This is a genomic window from Sandarakinorhabdus sp. FBCC-B8862, assembly GCF_059745315.1.
Genome location: NZ_CM185574.1, coordinates 31,749 through 48,078 on the forward strand (window position 1 = coordinate 31,749; position 16,330 = coordinate 48,078).

Below are 16,330 nucleotides of genomic sequence, written 5' to 3' on the forward strand. Positions count from 1 at the left end.
CCTTTTGCCAAGGACACCGGATGATCCCGCCGCTTGCCAATAGCCTTTATGGCCTTGGATTGCGGCGGCCCCATCATGAACAATTTCTGGCCGGCGATGTGCCGGTTGATTTTGTCGAGGTGATTTCCGAAAATTTCATGGTGGAGGGCGGCCGGCCGGCCGATGTGCTGCGCCGGGTGCGCTGCCACCATGACGTTATCCTGCACGGCGTTTCGATGAGCCTGGGCACCGCCACCGGCCTCGACCATGCCTATCTGGCGCGGCTGCGCCAACTGGCCGATGCGATCGAACCCCTGTGGGTGTCTGACCATCTGGCGTGGACCGGCATTGATGGCGTCAACAGCCATGATCTGTTGCCCATTCCCTATACCGAAGAGGCGCTGGCCATCGTGGCGCGCAACATCGACCAGGCGCAAGTCGCGCTGGGGCGGCCGCTGCTGATCGAGAATCCATCGACCTATCTGGATTTCAGTGCCAGCGGCATGCGCGAGTGGGAGTTTCTGGCCGCGCTGGTGGACCGCACCGGCTGCGCGCTGCTGCTGGACGTGAACAATATCCATGTTTCCGCGCACAATCATGGTCTGGACCCGATGGACTGGCTGGATGGCATCCCGTGGCACGCGGTGCGCCAGCTGCACCTGGCCGGGCCGAGCCAGGGCCAGGATGGCCTGTTGATTGACACGCATGACAGCCCGGTGCCCGGCCGCGTGTGGGCGCTGTATGAAGAGGTGCGGCGGCGGGCCGGTGCGGTGGCGGTGATGATCGAGCGGGATGATGATATTCCGCAGCTGCATGACCTGCTTGACGAGCTGGACCGGGCGCGCTTGCCCAATGTCTGGGATGTGGCCGGGTGATGCGGCTGGCGGATTTCCAGCGCCAGTTCCAGGCCGGCCTGATTGCCGGTGATCTGGCGGCGATTGCGCCGGTTGTGCGGCACAAGGCGGGTCTTGCGGTGCATGTGCATGCCGCACGCGCCATGCTGGTGGAGGGGCTGGCCGACAATTTTTCCAAGACACTGCACTGGCTGGGGGGCGACATCTTCACCGATCTGGCGCTGGCCTATGCCGCCATCAGCCCATCGAGCAGCTGGACGCTGGCGGATTATGGCGATGATTTTGCCGATTTCCTGCGCCGCCGCCTGCCCGACGATCCGGAAGTGACTGAGCTCGCCCGGCTGGACTGGGCGTTGCGCACCGCCTTTGCCGCGGCCGATCCCCAGCCGGCGCACTGGGCGCAGGCGGCCAGCATCGACTGGGAGGCGCTGCGCCTTGCCCTGGCGCCGGGTGCCAGCCTGCTGGCCTTTGCCACCAATGCCGATGCGATCTGGTCAGCCATTCCGGCGACGCCGATCGATCCGGTGCCGGCCCCCGGCTGGGTGCTGGTGTGGCGCGACGGGCTGGAACCGCGCTTCCGCCGCCTGACCGGCGGGGAAGGCGAATTGTTGACCGCGGTGGCAGCGGGGCAGCGCTTTGGCCCGGCGTGCGATGCCTGTGGTGCCAGCAGTGATGCGATTGGCACCTGGCTGCAGCGCTGGCTCAGTGCCGGGCTGGTCGTGCCCAGGGGGTGAGGCGCCGGGCCACGACAAGGCCATAGATTGCAAGGTTCATCAGGCCAAAGGCAAGGAGAGCGCTGCTGGCACCGGCGGGCGCTGCTGCCAGCAACAGCGCATCATTGCCGCCGGGGATGAGGCCGGCGCCCAGCATCATCAGCGTGCCGCCCGTCAGGGCGCGCGCGACTGCTGGCCAGCCCCGCCATTTCAGGTGGAGCTGGCCGGTCATCCAGCCCGAAGCCAGCGCGCCGGCCAAGGTGGCCAGCATGGCCCGGAAGCCCACACCGGCCATCGGGCCGTTGCCGGCGGCGATGGCGTGGGAGGCGCCGGTGACGACTTCGGCCCAGGTCCAACCCGGCAGGGCGACAAACAGGAAGCCGCCGGCCACCCCCATGGCCAGCATGGTGCGCGCCAGCCGGCGTGTGGCCTGGCCGCGCCGGTTCAGCCAGCCAAAGGCGAGCACCAAAGCCAGGGCACCGGCGGCAACCACCAGCAGCCCGGCACCATCGGCGTGGGCGAAGCGGCTGGGCGGCGGCAGCGTGCGCCAGCCAAGGGCGCGGCCCAGGCCATCGCCCAGCACGATGCCGAAGGGCAGGGCCAGCAGATGCGCCTCCCCATTGCCGAGCCGCCACAGCGATCCCACCATGCAGGCGCCGTTGACGAGCGCGCCGCAGCCCAGCAGCAGGGCGCCGAGCACCAGAGCCGGCCCCGGCATGACATTGCCGGGCAGGCCTTCACCCCGCTGCAGCGCCCAGGCCAATGGCAGGCACACCAGGGTGGCCGCCCCGGTGGCGACCGCGAAGCCCACCAGCAGCCGTGCGTCGCGCTGCTCCACCCACAGGCGCACCGCCACCACGCCGCAGGTGCCGCCCTGGTGCGCGGCAAAGCCCATGGTCGCCGCCGCCAGCATGCAGAGCAGCAGCAGGATCATTGCATGTCGCTGCCGTGCTGGGTGATCAGCCGGGCCGATGCCTCGAAGGTGAGATAGCGCCACAGCCAGTTGGCACCGACAACCAGCCGGTTGCGGAAACCGGCGAGGAACCAGAGGTGGACGGTGCACCAGAGCAGCCACGCCGGCTGGCCCGACAGGCGCAGCCAGCCCAGATCGGCAACCGCCAGCGACCGGCCGATGGTCGCCATGCTGCCGCGATGGCGGTAGTGGAAGGCCGGTGGCGGGGCGCCGCGCCGCCGGGCGATGATGGCGCGGGCGGCATGATCGCCCATCTGCTGGGCGGCAGCGGCAATGCCGGGAACCATATGGCCGTCTGCCGTGGCCGCGGCGGCGGTGTCTCCGGCGACGAAGATATCGGGATCATCGGGCAGGGCGAGATCAGGCCCCACAATCACCCGGCCGGATGGATCGGCCGCCGCCCCCAGCCATTGCGCCGCCGGCGATGCCTCCACGCCAGCCGCCCACACGATGACGGCGGCGGCCAGGCTTTCATCGCCAATCATGATCCGGCCGGCATCCAGTGCGGTGACACGGGCATTCAGGCGGACCTGCACGCCCAGGCTGGCCAGCGCCCGGGCAGCGGCCGCCGACAGGGGGGCGGGCAGCGCCTTCAACAGACGGCCGCCGCTGTCCACCAGCAGCACCCGCACGCAGTTGCGGGTGATGTGGGGAAAATCGCGTTCCGCCACGTGGCGGGCCAGTTCGGCGATGGCGCCGGCCAGTTCAACACCGGTCGGCCCGCCGCCCACCACCACGAAGGTCAGATGCTCGTCGCGGGTTTCGCGAGCTTCGGCGCGCATGGTTTCAGCCCGTTCCAGCGCCAGCAGCAGATCGCGGCGCACGCGGATGGCATCATCGATGGTCTTGATGCCGGGCGCATGCACCGCCCATTCCGGATTGCGGAAATAGGCATGGCGCGCGCCGCTGGCGACGATCAATTGGGCATAGGGCTGGCGCGTGCCGCTGGCCAGCACGACGCAACGTTCGGTCCGGTCGATGCCCACCACCTCGTCCATCAGCACGCTGATGCCGGGCAGGCCGCGCAGGATGGTGCGGATGGGGGCGGCGATATCGGCCGCCGACAGGCCGGCTGTGGCAACCTGGTAGAGCAGGGGCTGGAACAGATGATGGTTCTGCCGATCAATCACCACGCAGGGCACGGCGGCGGCAGCCAGCGCGCGCGCCGCCGCCAGGCCGGCAAAGCCGGCGCCGATGATCACCACGGGCGCCGCCCCGGTTGCTGATTGATTGGCCATGCACGGGGTTCGCAGTCCGGCGGCGCCGGGTTACCCGTCCACTGGCGCTGGGGGGGATGTGCCGGCTATGAACCCCCCATGACGCCGATTGCGCCAGCCCTTGCCGCCGAAACCGCCCGCCTTGCGGCCTATGCGGCGGACTATGATGCGCTGGTGGCGCAGTTGGCGGCGCTGGGGGCGGGACGGCGGGCGCCGCGGGTCGGGCAACGTTTTCCCGGCTTTGCCCTGCCCGATGCCAATGGCCGCTTCCACACGCTGGCCGATCTGCTGATGCCGGGGCAGCCGCTGGTGATCAGTTTCCATCGCGGCCTGTGGTGCCCCTGGTGCCGGGTGGAAAGCGCCGGCTGGGGCGATGCCGCATCTGCGCTGGCGGGGGCCGGCGCCCGGCTGGTGACCATTTCGGCGGAAACCGCCGGGCGGGCCGCGGCGCTGGCCGGGCGGGCCGGCGCGCTGGGGCTGGTTGATGTCGATCTTGGCCTGTGCTTGGCGCTGGGCCTCGTCATCACCATCCCGGCGGCACTTGCCGAACATTATCGGGCGGGCGGCGATGATCTGGCCGGGTTGTTGGGCGGCAGCGGCCGGTTGCTGCCAATCCCGGCGACCTTCCTGATCGACGCGCAGGCGATTGTGCGCTTTGCCTTTGTCGATCCCGATTTCCGCCAGCGGGCCGAACCGGCCGCCGTGCTGGCAGCGCTGCGATCAGAGTGAATTGCTGTCCCAACGGCGGGCGCGGCTGGCGCGGACAAAGCTTTCCGCCGCAAGGCTGCGGCGCCGGCCCTGGATGCCGGCCAGCACGACATCGGCGCTGATGCGGGTTCCGGCCAGCGGCACGGCGCACATGGCCTGATCGCGGGGATCGGGCATGAAGCCGGTGCCAAGGCCGGCCGAGATCAGCCGTTTCAACTGCCCCATGTCGCGGGCGGCGTGGCGCAGATTGAGCGACAGGCCAACGATTTCCGCCTGGCGGCGCAAGGCGTCGAGGCCTTCGCAGGCATGATCGATCAGCGGCTCTGCCGCCAGATCGGCCAGGCTGATTTCGGGCTGGTTGGCGGCCGGATGATCGCGGCGCACCACCATGTGATAATCATGGGAAAACAGCCGCCAGGCCTCGAACCGCTCCGGCGCGTCGGCCGGGGCCTCGATGATCATCAGATCAAGCTGGCCGGCCAGCGCCTGTTCCAGGAGATCGGCGCTGGTGCCCCCCACCACATTCAGCTGCAGCCCAGGCATGGCGGCGCCCAGCTCGGCCAGCACGGCATCCAGCGTTGCCGATTCCACCAGCGTGCAAACGCCCAGCACCAGCGGGGCCACCTGGCCCTTTCCAAAACCGCGGGCCAGCGCCTTGGCATCCTCGGCAGCGCGATAGGTGCGTTCCAGATGCGGCAGCATCAGCCGGCCCAGTTCGGTCAGATGGGTGCGGGCCCGTTCCCGCCGGAACAGCGGCCCGCCCAGTTCCTCCTCCAGCTTCTGGATGGCGCGGGTGAGGGATGGCTGGGCGACATGGCATTCCTCGGCCGCGCGCGTGAAGTTCAGCAGCCGCGCGGCCGACAGGAAGTAGCGGATCTGGTGCATCTCCATGGCAGCCCCCAACCTATCATTGCGGCAAGTCTCTGCAAGCAGGCACCAACATCATAGCTTGCCAGCATCAAACCCATGCGCCCGTCATGCCTGTGCGGCTGGACCGGGCCGGGAGACATTAGGCCCCGTGATGGAGGGGCAGTCCATGACCAGCAAGGTAAGTGCATGTGCCGGCCGCAAGGGCCCGCAACCAACAGACCAGACGGCACACTGGTCAGCCCTTATGGAGCGGGGCAGGGCCGGCGACCGCCGCGCCTATGACAGGCTGCTGGCCGAGTGCCGGCAGTGGCTGGATCGTTATTTCCGGCGGCGGCTGCCGCCCGCCCATATCGAGGACGCGGTCCAGGAAACGCTGATCGCGCTGCACAACCGCCGGCATGATTTTGATTGCGAACAGCCGCTCAGGCCGTGGCTGGCGGCGATCGCCCGGTTCAAGTGGGTGGACCGGCTGCGCCTGATGGAGCGGGAACGGGGCGACCCCGGCGTCGAAACCAGCGTGGCCAGCCACGAGATTGATGTGGTGTCGTGCCATGCGGTGCGCGGATTGTTGGCGCAGCTGCGCCCCGCCCAGGCCGAGGCGATCCGGCTGGTGAAGATCGACGGGCTGTCGATTGTCGAGGCCTCTGCCGCCAGCGGCCAGTCGCAATCGCTGGTCAAGATCAACATCCACCGCGGCTTGAAGCGGCTTGCCGCCAGCTGCACGGCGGGCGTGCCCGAACCTGTGTGACTGCTGCCTGATTGTTGTGGATAAGGCGGCTGGCGAGCCGAGTGCAGTTCACGTTCATGCTTGACGAAGGGAACGTTCTCATATAGCGATTGTCACAGTGAACGTTCACAACCGTTCCTGTTCGAAGGACGGATGAGCGATCTGGGGGAGAGAATCGCTGATGATCATGTCGTTCCGTCCGGCCGTCGGCCGTTTCATGATGGGTGTGTCGGCTGTTGCCATCACTGCTGCTGCGGTGCCGGCGGTGGCGCAGGAAAAGCCGGTTGAATCGACCGAGGCTGAAGAGCTGGTCGTCACCGGTATCCGCGCCAGCTTGCAGAAGACCCTGGGCCTGAAGCGCGATGCGCTCGGCGTGGTTGATGGGATTTCGGCCGAAGACATCGGCAAGTTCCCCGATACCAACCTGGCGGAATCGCTGCAGCGCATCACCGGCGTGTCGATCGACCGCCAGAACGGCGAAGGCTCAAAGGTCACCGTCCGCGGCTTTGGCCCAGATTTCAATCTGGTGCTGCTGAATGGCCGCCAGATGCCGGCCTCGGGCCTGGGCAGCTGCTGTGAAGCCCCGGCCTCGCGCAGCTTTGATTTTGCCAACCTCGCCTCCGAAGGCGTTGCCGGCATTGAGGTCTACAAGTCGGGCCGCGCCACGCTGCAGACGGGCGGCATCGGCTCGGTGATCAACATCAAGACGCCGCGTCCGCTTGATCGTCCCGGTCTGCGTGGCAGCATCGCGGCCAAGGGCCTGATCGACCACACGTTCGAGGGCACGAAGCCGACCCCGGAAGTGTCGGGCATCCTCAGCAAGACCTTTGCTGATGACCGCATCGGCATCCTGGTCACCGGCGTGTATCAGCGCCGCAAGGCCAGCCTGGCCCAGTTCAATGCCGGCTGGCGCGAAGGCTATCTGGGCAATGAGAACAACTGGGGCTCGCTGCCGGTTGATGCCAACGACTGGCGCGGCAATTTTGCCAAGACCCAGAACCGCCCGGGCCCGACCGATGTCTACCAGGTCACCCAGAACGCCGGTTATGATTTCACCGACATTGACCGCGAGCGCATCAACGGCCAGCTCGTGCTGCAGGTGAAGCCGAGCGACACGCTCGACCTGCTGGTTGATTACACCTATTCGCAGAACACCATCGATGCCCGTACCAACAGCATCGGCGTGTGGTTCAACCACAACAACACCAGCAGCAACTGGACCAAGGGTCCGGCTGCCGGCCCGATCTTCTATGCCGAGGATTTCGGCGCCGGCGAAGGCAAGGATCTGGCCATCACCGGGGCGCTGGCCGCCAACCGCAACATCAACCGCAGCATCGGCGGCAATCTGAAGTGGGACGGCCCGGGCGGCCTGCGTCTGGAGCTGGATGCCCACCATTCGACGGCGGAAAGCAAGCCGACCTCGCCCTATGGCAGCAACAGCGCGGTGGGCAGTGCGATCTTTGGCGTTGCCAGCCAGAAGGTGGATTTCACCACCGACATGCCGGTGATTTCGGTGTCGATGCACCCCGGTGCTGCGATCCAGGCCAGCAACATCCGCCCGGCCGGCAACAGCTTCCGCAACGCCTATATGAAGGACACCATCAACGAGGCGTCGCTGCGCGGTGGCTATGATTTTGAATCCGACATCATCGACAGTCTGGATTTCGGCGTCACCTACACCGAGAACAAGGTGCGTTCGGCCTTCAACGTGATCCAGAACGACAGCTGGGGCGGTACGCTGAGCGCGGCCGACACGCCGGATGCGCTCTACACGCTGACGCCGTTGGCCAACCGGCTGGCCGGGATGAATGGTTCGCAGGCATCCGGCATCATCCCGAATTATTTCCAGATCGATACCGCCGGGCTGGTGTCGCTGCTGCAGAGCCGCATCGGTATCTGCAACGCGACGACCGTGCCGGGCGCCTGCCTTGCCAGCTTTGCCGCCGCAGGTGCCACCGATCGCCGTATCCGCGAACAGACCTGGGCGCCCTATCTGCAGAGCACCCACAAGTTTGATCTGGGTGACATGCGGGCCAATCTGCGCCTGGGTGTGCGCTATGAAAAGACGCGCATCAATTCCTCGGCCCTGGTGCCGATCCCGACCGGCGTGGTGTGGGTAGCTGACAATGAAATGGGTCTGGTGGGCGGCAATGCCCAGGATTTCAGCACCCTGCGCGGCGAATACAGCAACTGGCTGCCGGCCTTTGACTTCGATCTGGCGCCGACCAATGACATCCGCCTGCGTGCATCCTACAGCCACACGATCACCCGGCCGGATTACACCAGCATGCAGGGCGGCATCACGGTTGCCCAGCCGCTGCGCCCGAACGGCGGCAGCACGGCCAGCCGCGGCAACCCGGGCCTGTTGCCCTACAAGTCGAAGAACATCGATCTGTCGGCCGAATGGTATTACGGCAAGGACAGCTATGTCTCGGTGGGCTTCTTCCACAAGGATGTAAGCAACTTCATCGCCAACACCACCACGCAGGGCCCGCTGTTCGATCTGCCGAACCCGGCGCAGGGTGCGGCGGTGCAGGCGGCGCGCACGGCCCTGGGCGGCAACCCCAGCTTTGCCGCCATCCTGGCGCGATTGGCCACCACCAACCCGTCGGTGGTGCGCTTTGAAACCATCAACAATGTGCGCACGCCCACCGGCATCATCGGCCAGGATGCCGATCCGGATGTGGTGTTCACCATCACCCAGCCGGGCAACAGCGCCCAGACCGCCAAGCTGCATGGCTTTGAATTCGCGGTGCAGCACAGCTTCTGGGACACCGGCTTTGGCGCCATCCTGAACTACACGATCGTGCGCAGCGACACCCGCTATGACAACACGCTGCGCTATACCGCCACCCAGTTCGCGGTGAACGGTGTGTCTGACAGCGCCAACGCCGTGCTCTATTATGACAAGAACGGCATTCAGGCCCGTGTCGCCTACAACTGGCGCGATGGCTTCCTGTCGGGTTATGGCTTTGATCCCTTCTATGTCGAAGCCTATGGCCAGTTCGATGTCAGCGCGTCGTGGGAGTTCAAGAAGGGCCTGACCGCGTTCGTTGAAGGCATCAACATCACCAATGCCGATCGCCGTGGCCACATGCGCAACAACAACACGGTGTTCTTCGCGGCACCGGGTTATGGCCGCTACTCGGCCGGGGTGCGCTACAGCTTCTGAGCCTTGGGTAAAGTGCGTTGAGGGAAGGAGCCGCACGCCAGGGCGTTGCGGCTCCTTTCATGCTCTGCCACTCTGTGTGGCGAGGGGATGGGTGTGACAGGCGCGGCGCCATTCAGCATCGTGATCGTGGGCGGCGGCACAGCCGGCTGGCTTTCGGCCTGCGTGCTGGCAGCGCGCCACCCGCAGCTGGCGATCACGCTGGTGGAAGCGCCTGATATCCCGACCATCGGCGTGGGGGAGGGCACCTGGCCGACCATGCGCCAAACGCTGGCCAGCATAGGCCTGCCGGAAGCCGAATTCATGCTGGCCTGCGATGCGTCGTTCAAGCAGGGGTCGCGCTTTGATGGCTGGCTGACCGGCGCACCCGGTGACACCTATCTCCACCCGTTCACCGCGCCGCCGGCCTGCCCGCCCGACCAGTTGCTGGCGGCCTGGGCCGAAGCGCCGGCTGGCACCGCCTTTGTAGAGGCCGTGACCGCGCAGGCCGCGGTGTGTGCGCAGGATCTGGCACCGCGGCAGCGCGGCATGCCGGATTATGCCGGGGCGCTCAACTATGCCTATCATTTTGATGCCGGCAAGTTTGCCGCGCTGTTGATGCGCCATGCCTGCAACCGGCTGGGCGTGACCCGGATCGCCGATCAGGTGGTGGCGTGTGAGGGCGGGGCGGACGGCCGGCTGGACGCGGTGCTGCTGAAGCAGGGCGGCCGGCTGGCTGCCGACCTGTTCATCGATTGCAGCGGCCAGGCCGGGCTGCTGATCGCCGGCCATTGCGGGGAGGCCTGGATCGACCGGTCAGACGTGTCGTTCAACGATCGCGCCTTGGCCGTGCAGGTGCCGGTCCCGGCAGGCAGCGCCATCGCATCGCAGACGGTTGGCACCGCCCACCAGGCCGGCTGGCTGTGGGATATCGCCTTGCCGACCCGCCGGGGCATCGGATGTGTCTATAGTTCGCGCTTCCTGTCGGATGATGCGGCGGCCGATATCTTGCGCGCCTATTTGGCGCAGGCTGTGCCGGGGGCCGATGTGGCGGCGCTGGCGCCACGCCGGCTGGCCTTTGCCACCGGGCACCGGGCGCGCTTCTGGTCGGGCAATGTCGTGGCGGTTGGCCTTTCGGCCGGCTTCATCGAGCCGCTGGAGGCATCGGCCATCGTGATGATCGAATTGTCATTGCGGGCGCTGGCCGATGCGCTGCCGGCCAGCCCGGCGGCGATGGCAATCCATGCCGACCGCTTCAACCAGCTGTTCCGCTATCGCTGGGATCGCATCGTTGAGTTCCTGAAGCTGCATTATGTGCTCAGCCGGCGCAGCGAGCCCTATTGGCTGGCGCAGCGCGATCCCGCCACCATCCCGGCGCGGCTCAAGGAAAATCTGCTGCTGTGGCGCGAACGGGCGCCGCTTGCCGCTGATTTTCCCCAGCAGGATGAATTGTTTCCGGCTGCCAGCCAGCAATATGTGCTCTATGGCATGGGGCATCGGCCACCGTCGGCTGTGCGGGCTGGCGATGCCGCCCGGGCGGCGCTGGCCGAGGTGGCAGACCGCTCGCGCCGGCTGGCGGCGGGCCTGCCCGACAACCGAAGCTATCTCGCTGCGCTGGCGGCGCAGGCGGCCTGAACCGGCGGAGCATCCATGGCAGACCATCAGATCCTGAATTTCGACCAGCACAAGGACCTGCGGGTCTTGACCGCCGCCGGCGCCGCGCTGGGCGATGCCGTGATGGCCTGCCTGGTGGTGCCGGCCGAATTCCGCCGGCTGGCGGTGGATTATCCGATCCTGTTCCGCCGCGATGACGAGACCGGGCAGTTTTCGGCGCTGGCGCTGTTCGGCTTCGAGCCGGGGGAAAATCTCTATCTGGAAGGTGACCGCTGGGCGGCGGGCGCCAAGCCGCTGGCGATGGCGGTGCAGCCCTTCCTGGTGGGCCGCTCGCGCGATCCCGATCAGCCGGGCCAGGTGCATATCGACATGGGCCATCCCCGCATCAGCCACAGTGGCGAGGGCATGCGCCTGTTCGAGCCTGGCGGCCAGCCGACGCCCTATGTGGAGGAGGTGGCGGAGATGCTGGGCGCACTCGACCATGGCTATCGCGGCAGTGGCGCCTTTTACGCAGCGCTGGAACGGCACGACCTGCTCGAACCCTTTTCGATGGACGTGACGCTGGACGATGGCAGCCAGCACCGGCTGGTTGGCTATCACCTGATCAACGAGGACCGGCTGCACAGCCTGGATGCCGCCGCCCTGGGCGAATTGCAGGCCGATGGCCATCTGATGCCGATCTACATGGCGGTGGCATCGGTGGGCCAGTTGGCCGCTCTGGTGCGCCGCCGCAACCGGCAGAGCCGTGGCTGAGGCAGACGCCTTTCTGGCCGGCCTGCCACGCGTTGCGGAACGCGTGGTGACGCCGGATGAACTTGACGGCGTGCTGGCCGCTGCCGACGGGCCGCTGGTGCTGCGCGGCCTCGCCGCCGAATGGCCGCTGGTGGCGGCCGGGCGGGAGAGCGCCGCTGCCGCCCGCGCCCTGCTGGCGGCCGACGCGCGCGAGCGGCCGTTCCCGGCCAGCATCGGCCACCAGGGCGGCGACAGCCGGTTGTTCTATGATCCGGCGATGGCGATGAATTTCCGCATGGAGAGCGCGCCGCTGTCCGAACTGCTGGCGATGATCGCAGCGGCCGAAACCCGCGCGGATGCGCCGCCCATCTATCTGTCCTCCATCGACATTGGCCATTATTTCCACCGCCTCGGTGAGGCGAACCGCCTGCCGATGGGCACGCGCCAGCCGCTGGCCAGCATCTGGATCGGCACGCGCAGCTGCATCGCCGCCCACAATGATGTGCCGGCCAATGTGGCGGTGTGTGCGGTCGGCCGACGGCGCTTCACGCTGTTTCCGCCCGGCCAGTTCGCCAATCTCTATATCGGGCCGCTGGAAAATACGCCGGCGGGCCGGCCGGTGAGCATGGTGGATGTGCGCGCCCCCGACCTTGGCCGGTTCCCGCGCTTTGCCGAAGCGGCCCGGCACGCGCTGGTCGCCGATCTTGGTCCCGGCGATGCCATCTATGTGCCGCCCCTGTGGTGGCATCATGTCGAAGGCCTGGCGCCGTTCAATGTGCTGGTGAATTACTGGTGGCGCGATGCGCCGCGCTGGCTGGGCAATCCGGAGGATGCCCTGCTGCACGCCCTGTTGACGGTGCGCGATCTGCCGCCTGACCAGAAGGCCTTCTGGCAAGCGCAGTTTGAGCATTATGTGTTTGCGGCCGATCCGGCTGTCACCGATCATCTGCCGCCTGATGCCCATGGCGTGCTTGCCCCCCTGACCGCTGATACCGCTGGCCAGATCAAGGCCCGATTGCTGAGAGGATTGTCGCGATGAACAAGCCAGCTTCGCCCCTGCGCGTGGTGGTGGCGGGCGGCGGCACCGCCGGCTGGATGACGGCGGCGGCGCTTGCCCATACGCTGGGCCCGGTGATCGAACTGACGCTGGTGGAATCCGATGCCATCGGCACCATCGGTGTGGGCGAAAGCACCATCCCGCCGATGCAGCTGTTCAACCGGCTGCTGGGCATCAACGAGGCCGAGTTCATGCGCGCCACCCAGGCGACGTTCAAGCTGGGCATCATGTTCGAGAACTGGCGCGACGTGGGCCACAAATATTTTCACAGCTTTGGCACCACGGGGAAGGATCACTGGTCGGCCGGGTTCCAGCATTTCTGGATGCACGGGCTGACGCAGGGTCATGAGCATCCTTATGATGACTATGCGCTGGAACTGCAGGCGGCGATGCAATCCAAGTTCGCGCATTTGCCCGATGACCGGCTCAATTATGCCTATCAGCTCGACAGCGCGCTTTATGCCCGCTTCCTGCGCCAGCGCGCCGAAGCCGGCGGCACCACCCGCATCGAAGGCCGCATCGCCCAGGTGGAGCTGAACAGCGAAAGCGGCGACATTGCCGCGCTGGTGCTGGATGGCGACCGCCGCATCGAAGGCGACCTGTTCATCGATTGCACGGGCTTCCGCGCCCTGTTGATCGAAGGGGCGCTCCACGCCGGCTTTGATGATTGGTCGCACTGGCTGCCGTGCGACAGTGCCATTGCCATCCAGACCAGCAGCGTGCGCCCCGCCGTGCCCTACACGCGGGCCATCGCCCATGATGCCGGCTGGCAATGGCGCATCCCGCTGCAGCACCGGCAGGGCAATGGAATTGTCTATTGCAGCCGATACCTGAGCCAGGAGGCCGCCCAGGAGCGCCTGTTCGCCACCATCGAGGGCGAGAAGCTGGTGAAGCCCAACATCATCAAATATCAGACCGGGGTGCGCCGCCGGCAGTGGCACCGCAACTGCGTGGCGGTGGGGCTGTCGGGCGGGTTCATGGAGCCGCTCGAGTCGACCTCCATCCACCTGATCCAGCGCGCCGTGCTGCGCATCTGCCGCATGCTGCCGGCCGGCCGGGTGAGCGAACGCGACATTGCCGAGTTCAACGAACAGCAGTTCACCGACATGGAGCAGATCCGCGATTTCCTGATCCTGCACTACAAGGTCACCGACCGGCGCGACAGCCCGTTCTGGCGCCATGTCGCCAGCATGGCCATCCCCGACAGCCTGGCGCACAAGATCGAACTGTTCCGCGAGACCGGCCGGGTGTTCCGCAAGAATGAAGAGCTGTTTGTGGAGAACAGTTGGGTGCAGGTGATGATGGGGCAGGGGATCATGCCGATATCCTGGCATCCGGTGGCCGCCAAGCTGCGGCCGCAGGAACTGAACGCCTTCCTGTCGGGCCTGCGTGACAGCGTGCGGCAGACGGTGGCCGGGCTGCCCGATCATCATGTCTATGTTGCCCGCTATTGCGCGGCGGCCGAACCGCGTGACAACAAGGCGGCCTGAGACGCAGCGGAGGCAGTGAGGCAGCATGCCACGACGAAAGCAGGCAGTGACCATCCGGCACGTCGCAGCGTCCGCCGGCGTGTCGCTGCAGACGGTCAGCCGCGTCATCAACAACGAAGCCAATGTGCGCCCGGAAACCAAGGAACGGGTGCAGCAGGCCATCGATGCGCTTGGTTATGTGCCGTCGATCGCGGCCCAGCGCATGAGCGGATCGCGATCCTATCTGATCCTCGCCATCAACGACCGGGAACGCACCATCGCGGACTGGACGGCGCGGCAGGGCACCGACTGGGTGGACCAGATGCTGTTGGGCGGCATGCTGAAATGCGCCGAGCATGGCTATCGCATGATCTTCGAACTGGTCGACACCCACAGCGATCATGTTGAACGCGAACTGCTCGCCGCCATCGCCTCCTTGCAGCCGGATGGCATCATCCTCACCCCGCCGCACAGCGACAATCCGCAGATCGTGGCGCTGCTGGCCGAACAGGAACTGGCCTTTGCCCGCATCGGGTCGCAGCGGCAGGACCATGGCCTGGCCATTTCGATGGATGATGAAGGCTCGGCCCGGATGGCGACGCGCCATCTGATCGCGCACGGCCATCAGCGCATCGGCTTCATCGCCGGTTCGCCGGAATATGAACTAAGCGGCTGGCGTGTGGATGGCTGGCGCGCGGCCATGGCGGAGGCTGGCTTGGGTACGGAAAGCCTTCTGGCCCAGGGTGATTTCTCGTTCGCCTCCGGCCGCGCCGCCGCGCTGGCGCTGCTCGACCCGCCTGACCGGCCCACCGCCATCATCGCCAGCAACGATCAGATGGCGATGGCCACGCTGGCGGTGGCAAAGGAACTGGGCCTGACTGTGCCGGATGATCTGTCGCTGATCAGCTTTGACAACACGCCGATCGTGCAATTTGCCCAGCCGCCGCTGACCGCCATCGATCAATCCATCGCGGCAACGGCATCGATGGCGGTGGAACTGATCATTGCGCAGCAACGCGGTGATCCGCCGCCTGATACGCTGACAGTGGTGCCGTCCACCCTGGTTTCCCGCGCGTCTGTGGCCGCGCGTGGCTGAGGCGGCATCGCGCCGCTTTCTGCTGGCCTATGCCCTGGCCTGGGCCGGCACTGCCATTGCCTATGTGCCGTTTCTCACCATCCTGCTGCCGGTGCGGGTGGCCGGCGTGGCGGGTGATGCCGGGTCAGTGGACTGGCTCGCCTATATCAGCTTTGCCGGGGCGCTGGCGGCCAGCCTTGGCCATATCGGTTTTGGCTGGCTGAGCGATGTCACCGGCAACCGGCGTGGCTTTGCCGCTGCTGGTCTGCTTGTCTCGTGCCTGCTGTTGCTCGCCGTGCCGCATGTGCAGGGGCTGGCGGCACTGGTGGCGCTGATCTTTGCCTGGCAATTGGCGCTCAACATGATGATGGCGCCGCTGGCGGCGCTGGCCGGCGATGTCGTGCCCGATCGGCAGAAGGGCGTGCTCGGCGGCCTGCTGGCTTTTGCCCCCGGATTGGGTGCGCTGTCAGGCAGCCTCGTTACCTGGCCGGGCCTCGCCGATGCCGATGGCCGGCTGCTGCTGGTGGCATTGTTGGTGGCGGCCTGCGTGTTGCCGCTGCTGCTGATCCGCCTGCCGGCCCGAACGGTGCAGCCCGCCACCGCTGGCGCGGCGCCCGGGGCTATATCGGTGCGCCGCCGCATGTGGGTGGCCCGGTTGCTGGTGCAGATCGCCGAGGCGACGCTGTTTGCCTATCTTTATGTCTGGTTCCGCCAGGTCGATCCGGCCATGACCGACAATCGGGTGGCGACGCTGTTTGCCGTCACGCTGATGTTGTCCGCCCCGCTGGCATTGGTCGTCGGGCACTGGGCCGATCGACGGCAGCGCCCGTTCCTGCCGCTGGTGGCCGGGGCCGGCGGCACGGCACTGGGCATGGCCGCCATGGCGGCCAGTGCCAGCCTCGCCGGTGCTATTGCCGCCTTTGCCCTGTTTGCGCTGTCCTCCGCCGTGTTCCTGGCCCTGCATTCGGCGCAGACATTGCGGGTGCTGTCGCGGCCGGATCGTCGGGGCCGTGATCTTGGCCTGTTCAACCTCACCAACACGATTCCCTCGCTGATCATGCCGTGGTTGACGCTGGGGATGGTGCCGCGCTTTGGTTTTGCCGGGCTGTTTCTGCTGCTGGCCCTTTTGGCAGCGGTTGGCACATTCATTCTGGGCAGTTTGGGGCGGCGGACATCCACTTAGGCCCTTGATTT

General features: G+C 66.8%; 14 protein-coding genes. 11 read left to right on the top strand and 3 right to left on the bottom strand.

Annotated features, from left to right (window positions below; genetic code table 11):
* Positions 1-20: 20 nt before the first annotated feature.
* Both bufB and AC6BOR_RS00220 read left to right on the top strand, forming a co-directional pair.
* A complete protein-coding gene (gene bufB / locus AC6BOR_RS00215; RefSeq protein ID WP_498059244.1) occupies positions 21-854 on the top strand; it encodes an MNIO family bufferin maturase in 834 nt (277 codons plus the stop codon).
* Positions 854-1,567, top strand: a complete 714-nt coding sequence (locus tag AC6BOR_RS00220; protein ID WP_498059245.1) for an HvfC/BufC N-terminal domain-containing protein — start codon at positions 854-856, stop codon at positions 1,565-1,567. The genes bufB and AC6BOR_RS00220 overlap by 1 nt, the downstream gene beginning before the upstream one ends.
* Here AC6BOR_RS00220 and AC6BOR_RS00225 read toward each other — a convergent pair.
* Positions 1,536-2,480 carry a YeeE/YedE thiosulfate transporter family protein gene (locus AC6BOR_RS00225; protein WP_498059246.1) on the bottom strand — a complete coding sequence of 315 codons (945 nt, stop codon included), beginning with the start codon at positions 2,478-2,480 and terminating at the stop codon, positions 1,536-1,538. The genes AC6BOR_RS00220 and AC6BOR_RS00225 overlap by 32 nt on opposite strands.
* Positions 2,477-3,757: an NAD(P)/FAD-dependent oxidoreductase gene (locus tag AC6BOR_RS00230; RefSeq protein WP_498059247.1), complete on the bottom strand. Its 1,281-nt coding sequence runs from the start codon at positions 3,755-3,757 to the stop codon at positions 2,477-2,479. The genes AC6BOR_RS00225 and AC6BOR_RS00230 overlap by 4 nt, the downstream gene beginning before the upstream one ends.
* A gap of 78 nt (positions 3,758-3,835) precedes the next feature.
* Here AC6BOR_RS00230 and AC6BOR_RS00235 point away from each other — a divergent pair, with 78 nt between their 5' ends.
* Positions 3,836-4,465: a redoxin domain-containing protein gene (locus AC6BOR_RS00235; protein WP_498059248.1), complete on the top strand. Its 630-nt coding sequence runs from the start codon at positions 3,836-3,838 to the stop codon at positions 4,463-4,465.
* Here AC6BOR_RS00235 and AC6BOR_RS00240 read toward each other — a convergent pair.
* Positions 4,457-5,335, bottom strand: a complete 879-nt coding sequence (locus AC6BOR_RS00240; RefSeq protein ID WP_498059249.1) for a LysR family transcriptional regulator — start codon at positions 5,333-5,335, stop codon at positions 4,457-4,459. The genes AC6BOR_RS00235 and AC6BOR_RS00240 overlap by 9 nt on opposite strands.
* A gap of 223 nt (positions 5,336-5,558) precedes the next feature.
* Here AC6BOR_RS00240 and AC6BOR_RS00245 point away from each other — a divergent pair, with 223 nt between their 5' ends.
* The 8 genes from AC6BOR_RS00245 to AC6BOR_RS00280 all read left to right on the top strand — a co-directional run bounded on the left by AC6BOR_RS00245 (position 5,559) and on the right by AC6BOR_RS00280 (position 16,319).
* Positions 5,559-6,062 (top strand): sigma-70 family RNA polymerase sigma factor, encoded by a 504-nt coding sequence (locus AC6BOR_RS00245; protein ID WP_498059250.1) that lies wholly within the window; start codon positions 5,559-5,561, stop codon positions 6,060-6,062.
* Between the two features lie 160 nt (positions 6,063-6,222).
* The gene (locus tag AC6BOR_RS00250) at positions 6,223-9,213 is read left to right on the top strand and encodes a TonB-dependent receptor (RefSeq protein WP_498059251.1); all 2,991 of its coding nucleotides are present in this window, start codon (positions 6,223-6,225) and stop codon (positions 9,211-9,213) included.
* 87 nt (positions 9,214-9,300) lie between these two features.
* Entirely contained in the window at positions 9,301-10,824 is a 1,524-nt protein-coding gene (locus tag AC6BOR_RS00255; protein ID WP_498059252.1) for a tryptophan halogenase family protein, read from the top strand.
* A 15-nt stretch (positions 10,825-10,839) separates the two neighbouring features.
* Positions 10,840-11,556 (top strand): SapC family protein, encoded by a 717-nt coding sequence (locus tag AC6BOR_RS00260; protein ID WP_498059253.1) that lies wholly within the window; start codon positions 10,840-10,842, stop codon positions 11,554-11,556.
* Positions 11,549-12,574: a cupin-like domain-containing protein gene (locus tag AC6BOR_RS00265; RefSeq protein WP_498059254.1), complete on the top strand. Its 1,026-nt coding sequence runs from the start codon at positions 11,549-11,551 to the stop codon at positions 12,572-12,574. Before AC6BOR_RS00260 ends, AC6BOR_RS00265 begins: the two co-directional genes overlap by 8 nt.
* Positions 12,571-14,082, top strand: coding sequence for a tryptophan halogenase family protein (locus AC6BOR_RS00270; RefSeq protein WP_498059255.1), 1,512 nt, complete (start codon positions 12,571-12,573; stop codon positions 14,080-14,082). The genes AC6BOR_RS00265 and AC6BOR_RS00270 overlap by 4 nt, the downstream gene beginning before the upstream one ends.
* Before the next feature lie 25 nt (positions 14,083-14,107).
* Positions 14,108-15,157, top strand: coding sequence for a LacI family DNA-binding transcriptional regulator (locus AC6BOR_RS00275; RefSeq protein ID WP_498059256.1), 1,050 nt, complete (start codon positions 14,108-14,110; stop codon positions 15,155-15,157).
* Positions 15,150-16,319: an MFS transporter gene (locus tag AC6BOR_RS00280; protein ID WP_498059257.1), complete on the top strand. Its 1,170-nt coding sequence runs from the start codon at positions 15,150-15,152 to the stop codon at positions 16,317-16,319. Before AC6BOR_RS00275 ends, AC6BOR_RS00280 begins: the two co-directional genes overlap by 8 nt.
* Positions 16,320-16,330 lie beyond the last annotated feature (11 nt).